The following is a 7,480-nucleotide window of genomic DNA, read 5'->3' on the forward strand; positions in this document are numbered from 1 at the left end:
ACCGTCAGCAGTTCGAACGGGACATTCAGCTCGCACAGTGGCAACAGAGCTTGCCGCGCCCGCTCCTGCGCCTTGGGCACAGCGCCACGGACCAGCGCCTCGGCAACCACACCGTCACTGCCCTTGAGCCCCACTGCGCCGCCAATCCCGGCTACCGGATTAATGATGAACCCTAATCGAAACATGCTTGCCTCCCTTGCGATGGCCACCATTTTTATCTTTTCCCCCCTCTGGGACAAGCAGTGGCGCCCCTGCTAGAATGCGCTGCTTCAATTTTCCAACCAATTTTCAACCAAGGTTCAATCATGCTGGAATGGGTTCTTGATCCCTCTGCCTGGGTCGCACTCGCCACCCTTACCCTGCTCGAAATCGTGCTGGGCATCGACAACATCATCTTTATCTCCATCCTGGTAGGTCGCCTGCCGGAGGCGCAGCGTCAAAAAGCGCGCATTCTGGGTCTGGGGCTCGCCATGGGTACCCGGATCCTGCTGCTGCTCTCGCTGGCTTGGGTGATGCGCCTCACCGATCCGCTCTTCACCGTGCTGGGTGAAGCCATCTCCGGCCGCGACCTGATCCTGCTGCTGGGGGGCCTGTTCCTCATCGGCAAGAGTGCCCACGAGATCCACGTCACCCTGGAAGGAGCGGCCGAGCCGGAAAGCGTCAGCAAAGCGGCCTCGGGCTTTATCAGCACCCTGATCCAGATCGCCATCCTCGATATCGTGTTCAGCCTCGACTCGGTGATCACCGCAGTCGGCATGGCCGATCACGTGCCGGTGATGGTGCTGGCCATCATGATCGCCGTCTTCATCATGATGTTTGCCGCCAAATCCATCGGTGATTTCGTCGACAGCCACCCCACTATCAAGATGCTGGCCCTCTCCTTCCTCACCCTGGTGGGCTTCGCCCTGATGGCCGAGGGGATGGACCTGCATATTCCGAAGGGCTACATCTACTTCGCCATGGCCTTCTCGCTGGTGGTGGAGATGATCAACATCCGCCTGCGCAGCCATCACGACAATAACGGGCAAAATAGCGCGCAGTAACCCTGCCCCACATGCCCCCGCGACCCCAGCTGTCGCGATCAAAAAGAGCGCCGGTCGGGCGCTCTTTTTTTATGGGTAACGAAACGATGAAAGGGTTATTGATCGCTGATGACGATGGCAACCCGGCGGTTGGCGGCCCGGCCCTCTCTGGTCTTGTTATCCGCCAGCGGCATGGTCTCGCCACGGCCATGGATCTCCAGATTGGCTGGCTTCATGCCGACCGAGACCAGCACATCGGCCACCGACTGAGCCCGCTTCAGGGAGAGCTGCTGGTTGTAGCTGCTCTCGCCGGTATTATCGGTGTGGCCATCCACCCGCGCCTTGTCCAACCCTACGCCAAGCAGTGTTTTACCGAGTTTTTCAACGGATTGGCGAGTCTGGGGATTGAGCTCCCCCACGTTGTTGGCAAACAGCACCCGGTTGGCCAGATCCAGCGTCCACCCCTCATCGGTCAGATAAAAGCCCTGCTCCTTGAGCACGGCGATTTGCTCCGGGGTCAACCCCTTGGGCGCGCTCTGGCAACCGGCCAGCAGCGACAACATCAACCCCAGCAGGGTCACTTTCAACAGGTGGGTGATCTTCATGGTTTGCTCCTTGTTTATGTTGTTATTCTTGCCAGTCAGGCGATGGTTTGCTGTTCACTGCGGCGCGCCCGTTTCGCCAGATACATGGCTGCATCGGCCTGATCACACAGCACGCTGGCACTCATGCCCGCCTGATAGACGGCGAAGCCGACACTCACCCCGGCCACCAGCTGACGACCGTCACGCAGCGCCACCGGTTCGCTCATCGCCTGCTGGATGCGGCCAATCACCTCTTCCACCTCATGCTGTCGCTGGAGTGGGCCAACCAGCACCGCAAACTCGTCACCACCGAGGCGAAACACCAGATCATCCGGACGCAGCTGATGCTGCACCCGTCTTGAGAGCGCGATCAGCACATCGTCACCGGCGTTATGCCCCAGCGTGTCATTAATTTGCTTGAAGCGATCGCAGTCGAGATAGAGCAGCGCAAACCCCTCTTGCTCGCCGAGGGAGATGGCCTGCGCGAGCCGCGCTTCAAACAGGGCGCGATTGGGCAGTCCGGTGAGAGCATCGTGAGTCGCCTGATGGAGCAGGCTGGCATTTTCGCGGGCCTGCTGGGCCTGCCAGGCTTGCAGCTCGTCCAGCAGGGAGTTGAAGTCATCCCCCAGCTCGTTAATCTCGACGATATCGGCCGGTGGCGCCCGCATCCCCAGGGTGCGCTGTCTGCGTACCGAGTGGGCGACAAGTGCCAGTTTGCGCAGCGGTGCGGTGATGGAGACCTGCATCCGGTCAGCCACATAGAGTGCCACCATGGCGCTCAGCATCAGGCAAACCACCATCACCAGCAGCGCCGAGAGCAAAAACAACAACAGGTATTCACCGTGGCCGCGCAGCTCGATGGTGGCGATCTGCTCACCCCCCCGCAGCATGGGGAGTTTGACAGGCCCCGGCATCAGCAGTTGGGCCAGATAGTCTTCGAGCGTCACCAGCGGGTTGCTTCTGGGGCGCTCCCAACTGGCGAGCAGCTGGCCATTGGTCAGTACGATAGTGGCTTCGGCCACCTCTTCCTTGGCAACGATGCCGCTGAGCGCCTCGCTCGCCGCCTCCTCATCGTGGAACACCACCGCCGCCTCGGCGCTGTAGCTGATGGCGCGGGCTACCAGCTCCAGATTGTGGTCGGCGTAAAAACGCACTACCAGCAGGGCCACCAGAGTAAAAAAGAGTCCTGCCACGCTGACGGCTGTGATGGCGGCCACCAGATGGGTTCGCCCCAGGCTCTGACGCAGGGTCAGACGGCGGGGAGCCGCGCTCACCTGTCGTCTCATGGGACCCCCTTGTCGGCATGGGCCAGCTTGAGCACGGCGGGATGCACCCGCACGCCGCTCAGGGCCAGAGCATCGAGGTTCACTTTAAACCGCACCCGCACGCTGTCCGGCGAGGTCTGCAGGCAGAACACCGAGCTGGTGGAACAGTCGTGGTTGTATTCGCTGATGCTGAGCACTGGGTGTCCCTGCAGACGGGCAAACAGCGCAATCCGGGTCGGCTCGTCGAGCACTCCCAGATAGAGCACATCGCAGTGATCGCTGATGGCCGGATCGCTCGCCTCGTAACGATGGACCTGCACGGTACGGCCATTGGCCTGACGATCGATGGTAAAGAGGGCGCCGGCATATTCGGTCGGCGCCGCCACGCACATACGCAGCACCGCAGGCTCGGTGGGCCAGCGGGTGTAACTCATGATATCGAGCACCAGCTCCCTGACCGCCGTCGCCCGGCTCTCTGCGGCCGTTTCCGCCAGCGCGCGGGGCAACAGCAGGCCAAACGCAACCAACAGGAGCGCAAGACGGGCAGTTAAACGGGGGGAAAAGAGTAACAGCATGATCGGGAGGTGGTCGCCTTGACAATACCGCTGCTATGGCATTGCGGTTTGGGTACATGAACCCAGATAGTAAGTTGGCTGACACTGGCCTGACAAGTCTCACCCCGCCATCATCTACCGAGCTCGTGTAAAGAAAACGGAGAGCCCGTCTGGTAACGGGCTCTCTGGTGGCAGGCAACAAGACGGAAATCACTTCTTGCTGATGCCGTATTCTCGCAGCTTGTTGGCGATGGCGGTATGCGACACGCCCAGGCGTTTGGCCAGCTGGCGCGTCGACGGGAAGGCGGGATAGAGCCGGGCCAGCAGCTGGCTCTCGAAGCGCTTCACCGCATCGTCGAGATTCCCCTCAAACCACTCGTCGATCAGCGGCATGGTATCGGCCGCCACCGGCAGGTCGATCTGCTCGGGCCCCAGCTCATCCCCTTCCAGCAGGGTCATGGCACGGTAGAGACAGTTGCGCAGCTGACGCACGTTGCCCGGCCAGCGATAGGCGGTCAGGTAGTCGGCCATGTTGCGGGTAAAGCGCGGACGGGGTCGCTGCAACTCGCTGGCAAAGCGGGAGACAAACTGCTGGGCCAGCACCATGATGTCTGCCTTGCGCTCGCGCAGGGGGGGCAGCGCCAGACTGAGCACGTTGAGGCGATAGTAGAGATCCTCGCGGAAGGTTCCTTCGTGCACCAGATCCAGCAACTGCTTCTGGGTGGTGCAGATGAAACGCACGTTGACCTTCACCTCCTGCTCGTCACCGACCCGGCGGAATACCCCATCCTGCAACACCCGCAAAAACTTGGTCTGCAGATGGGGAGACATGTCGCCGATCTCGTCCAGCATCAGGGTGCCGCCGCTCGCCAGCTCCAGCACGCCGCGCTTGCCCTCGGTGTTGTTGCCGAAGGCGCCGGGGGCATAACCAAACAGCTCGCTCTCGGCCACGTTATCGGGCATGGCAGCGCAGTTGAGGGCCATAAAGGGGTGGCTGGAGCGCAGGCTGGCCCCGTGACAGGCACGGGCCAGCAGCTCCTTGCCGGTGCCGGTCTCGCCGACGATCAGCAGCGGCGCGTCCTGCATCGCCAGTTTGCGCGCTTGCGACAGCACCTCTTTCATCTTGGGACTCTCGGCCTGCAGATGCTCGAAGCCCCCCACTTCCACCGCATGAAGCGCGCTGAAGTGCAGGCCGACCCGACGGGCAGATTTGAGCACCACCACGGCCCCAGCCAGCGCCTGCTTGCCGCGGGCTTCTGCCACGAACAGCGGCATCAGATCTGCCAGATACTCTTCGCCATTGAAACTGAGCTTGCAGGTCTGCGGCTTGATCTCGCTCGCCTCCAGCCAGCGGGTGAAGGAGAAGCCCTTGACCAGCGAACCGAGCGCCACGCCGCGCACCTCCTCCACCGGCAAGCCGAGGGTGGTGAGGGCCGACTGGTTGGCCTGGGTCACCTTGCCCTTGCTGTCGAGAGAGAAAACCAGATCCGGCAGAGCCTTGAGCAGCGCCTCGATTTCGTGGTGCTCTCGCTCGGAAGGCATGTAGGGGATGGTCTTGACGTCGTAGACGCCGGGAATGCGGCGGATCTCCGGCATCAGGTGCTGAAAATCACTGAACTCCAGCTCGGGAAAGTTGAGATAGATGATGCCTGAGGTATCGATTTCGATGCCGCGCAGATCGATATTGTGCTCCACCAGGCGGTCGAGCAGTTCCCGGGTCAGGCCCAGGCGGTCTTCACAGCTGACTTCAAGACGCATTCGGGACACACTTCCTAGCTAACTCTATGAATGAGCGGATAATACAGTCTCGATCCCCCCAGTGCGAGCGCCAGCCCATAAAAATGCGGGCCCGCCCCGCTTTCGCAGGCAGGCCCGGGTCAACCGATGACGCTGGTGTGTGGTGTGATTACCGGAGCAGCTGATCGGTACGCGCCGCCATGATGAAGTCGTTGCGGTGCAAGCCGCCGATCTTATGCATCCACCAGCTGACGGTTACCTTCCCCCATTCGGTCAGAAATGCAGGAAGGGGGATACTCCGCCTCAACCTGTTCTGAGATTATCTGGGCAATTGGTCTGTACGCGCAGCCATGATGAAGTCGTTGCGGTGTAATCCGCCGATCTTGTGAGTCCACCAGCTGACGGTCACCTTCCCCCACTCGGTCAGGATCGCGGGATGGTGGAACTCCGCCTCCGCCAGCTCCCCCAGGCGGTTGGTAAAAGCCAGCGCCTCCTTGAAGTTGCGAAACGTAAATTCCCGCCGCAGTTGCAGCGCCCCCTCCTCCACCAGCGGCTGCCAGTCGGGAATAAGCTGCATCAGCTCGCGCAGCTCCTCATCGCTCACCTTGGGGGCATCGGCGCGGCACGCTTCACACTGCTGGCTGGCCAGTTCGGACATGGGTTACTCCTGCTTGAATTAATGAAAAATTAATGAAAATGAAATAGGGTTGTTTGCTTTTGGTCAGCTCGCCTGTTTGCCAGCGGCAACCTCAAAACGTGGCGGATAGAGGCCAAGCCGACTGGCCTCCGCCAGAGCAGCCATGATCTCCTCCCCGGTCAGCTGGTAGAGATGATCGAGACTCGGCAGCACAAAATAGGTGGGCTGCATGATGTCGATGCGATACGGGGTGCGCAGCACGGTCAGCAGATCGAAGGGTTGCAGCAGCGGCTTGCCGGAAAGGGCATAAGCTGTCTCGCCGATGGAGGAGAGAATGCCGCCACCGTAGATACGCAGCCCGTCAGGCGTTGCCAAGAGGCCAAACTCCACGGTGAACCAGTAGAGCCGCGCCAGAAAAACCCGCTGCTCCTTGCTCGCCTGCTGCCCCAACTGACCGTATAGGTGGGTGAAGTGGGCAAAGGCCGGATTGGTCAGCATGGCGCAGTGGCCGAAGATCTCGTGAAAGATATCCGGCTCTTGCAGGTAGTCGAGCTCGTCGCGGCGCCGGATAAAGGTCGCCACCGGAAACTGGCGATTGGCCAGCAGGGCGAAGAAGCGATCGAACGAGATAAGTGCAGGTACTGCCGCCACCGACCAGCCGGTCGCAGGCTGCAAGACGGCGTTGATCTCGGCCAGCTGGGGGATGCGATCACGGGGCAGCCCCAGCCTGTCGAGACCGGCCAGATACTCGTCACACCCCTTGCCAGCAAGAGCGGCGAACTGACGCTCGATCAAGATCTGCCAGGTACCATGCTCCTCGTTGCTGTAGTGGATCACCCCGTCAGCATCCGGCTGGTGGGCGGTGTAAAAGGTTGCCATAGCGGTTCCATCCTCTGGCGCCATATCAAGGCGCCTTGCCGTTTCATCACGGTTTCACTGTAACGAAATGGCAACAAAAAAAGCAGCCGACCCATGAGTCGGCTGCCTGAAACAGTTGTAAATAAATTGTGACAACCGCTATTAATCTCCAGCAGCCATCAAGGCTTATTGAGATACCCCGCCAGCTGGCCGATCAGCCGCTTGCGCAGCTCGCCGAGCTTGGGTTTTTCGTCCGCACACCAGGGCAGCGGGCGGCACGCCTCTATGGTGCGCAGGCCAAGGCGAGCGGTGAGCAGCCCGGCCCCCACCCCTTGCGCCGCGCGGGCAGAGAGCTTGGCGGCAAACTCGGCTCCCAGCAAGTCCATCCCCACCTCGGTCACCAGCTCGGTGGCACCGGCGTAGAGCATGTTGCGAAACACCTGACGAATGAGGCGAATGCGGCTCCAGTAGCCAAGTTCGATGGCATAGACATCGGCGATATCCTCGATCATCCGCAGGTTGCGCCACAACATCAGCATCATGTCGACGGTGGCGAGCGGGCTGAGTGCCACCAGAACAGCGGCCTCCCCCGACCATTTGGCCACCCGCGCCTGGGCCAGCTTGTCACGCTCGCCGAGTACCAGCTGGCTGTAGAGGGTCAGCACCTCCCGATCGCTGTGGCTCTCATCGAGCTGGGCCAGCCAGATTTGATACCCCTCGCGCCCCTTGTCGCCACTTTTGACCGCCAACCCTTCGCAAAAGGCCTGCCCCTGCCCGACGCCCTGATGAGCAAGCAGATCTTCTGCTCGCGAGCGCACATCCT

The 7,480-nt window shown here is 61.3% G+C and carries 8 protein-coding genes and 2 pseudogenes; 1 reads left to right on the plus strand and 9 read right to left on the minus strand.

The window, feature by feature from the left end:
• Positions 1-185: pseudogene (locus AB5Y92_RS05495) on the minus strand (ATP-NAD kinase); the annotation flags it as partial.
• Between the two features lie 120 nt (positions 186-305).
• Here AB5Y92_RS05495 and AB5Y92_RS05500 point away from each other — a divergent pair.
• Positions 306-1,043, plus strand: a complete 738-nt coding sequence (locus tag AB5Y92_RS05500) for a TerC family protein (protein ID WP_005333641.1) — start codon at positions 306-308, stop codon at positions 1,041-1,043.
• 95 nt (positions 1,044-1,138) lie between these two features.
• On the opposite strand, the gene AB5Y92_RS05505 is transcribed toward AB5Y92_RS05500, so the two are convergent.
• The 8 genes and pseudogenes from AB5Y92_RS05505 to AB5Y92_RS05540 form a co-directional block, all read right to left on the minus strand.
• Complete coding sequence (locus AB5Y92_RS05505) at positions 1,139-1,627, minus strand: OmpA family protein (protein WP_040069358.1); 489 nt, start codon at positions 1,625-1,627, stop codon at positions 1,139-1,141.
• A gap of 35 nt (positions 1,628-1,662) precedes the next feature.
• The gene (locus tag AB5Y92_RS05510) at positions 1,663-2,892 is read right to left on the minus strand and encodes a diguanylate cyclase (RefSeq protein WP_040069357.1); all 1,230 of its coding nucleotides are present in this window, start codon (positions 2,890-2,892) and stop codon (positions 1,663-1,665) included.
• Positions 2,889-3,446, minus strand: coding sequence for a YfiR family protein (locus AB5Y92_RS05515; protein WP_005333646.1), 558 nt, complete (start codon positions 3,444-3,446; stop codon positions 2,889-2,891). Before AB5Y92_RS05515 ends, AB5Y92_RS05510 begins: the two co-directional genes overlap by 4 nt.
• Before the next feature lie 189 nt (positions 3,447-3,635).
• On the minus strand, positions 3,636-5,183 hold the full coding sequence (gene tyrR, locus AB5Y92_RS05520) for a transcriptional regulator TyrR (RefSeq protein WP_005333656.1): 1,548 nt from the start codon (positions 5,181-5,183) through the stop codon (positions 3,636-3,638).
• Positions 5,184-5,331: 148 nt separating this feature from the next.
• A pseudogene (locus AB5Y92_RS05525) lies at positions 5,332-5,448 on the minus strand (4a-hydroxytetrahydrobiopterin dehydratase); the annotation flags it as partial.
• 33 nt (positions 5,449-5,481) lie between these two features.
• Entirely contained in the window at positions 5,482-5,820 is a 339-nt protein-coding gene (locus tag AB5Y92_RS05530; protein ID WP_005352635.1) for a 4a-hydroxytetrahydrobiopterin dehydratase, read from the minus strand.
• A gap of 63 nt (positions 5,821-5,883) precedes the next feature.
• A complete protein-coding gene (gene phhA, locus AB5Y92_RS05535) occupies positions 5,884-6,678 on the minus strand; it encodes a phenylalanine 4-monooxygenase (RefSeq protein WP_100645686.1) in 795 nt (264 codons plus the stop codon).
• A 158-nt stretch (positions 6,679-6,836) separates the two neighbouring features.
• Positions 6,837-7,480, minus strand: a 644-nt coding sequence (locus AB5Y92_RS05540; RefSeq protein WP_368225885.1) for a YcjF family protein, incomplete at its 5' end; no start/stop codon positions are given.

Origin of the sequence: Aeromonas sp. R1-1 (assembly GCF_040908495.1) — a bacterium.
In the GTDB taxonomy this organism is placed as follows: Bacteria; Pseudomonadota; Gammaproteobacteria; order Enterobacterales; family Aeromonadaceae; genus Aeromonas; species Aeromonas veronii.

Bases quoted from the DNA above. Each gene is read 5' to 3' on its own strand.
- tyrR (WP_005333656.1), bottom strand. From the start codon at position 5,183: ATGCGTCTTGAAGTCAGCTGTGAAGACCGCCTGGGCCTGACCCGGGAA.
- AB5Y92_RS05510 (WP_040069357.1), bottom strand. From the start codon at position 2,892: ATGAGACGACAGGTGAGCGCGGCTCCCCGCCGTCTGACCCTGCGTCAG.
- AB5Y92_RS05530 (WP_005352635.1), bottom strand. From the start codon at position 5,820: ATGTCCGAACTGGCCAGCCAGCAGTGTGAAGCGTGCCGCGCCGATGCC.
- AB5Y92_RS05505 (WP_040069358.1), bottom strand. From the start codon at position 1,627: ATGAAGATCACCCACCTGTTGAAAGTGACCCTGCTGGGGTTGATGTTG.
- AB5Y92_RS05500 (WP_005333641.1), top strand. From the start codon at position 306: ATGCTGGAATGGGTTCTTGATCCCTCTGCCTGGGTCGCACTCGCCACC.
- phhA (WP_100645686.1), bottom strand. From the start codon at position 6,678: ATGGCAACCTTTTACACCGCCCACCAGCCGGATGCTGACGGGGTGATC.
- AB5Y92_RS05515 (WP_005333646.1), bottom strand. From the start codon at position 3,446: ATGCTGTTACTCTTTTCCCCCCGTTTAACTGCCCGTCTTGCGCTCCTG.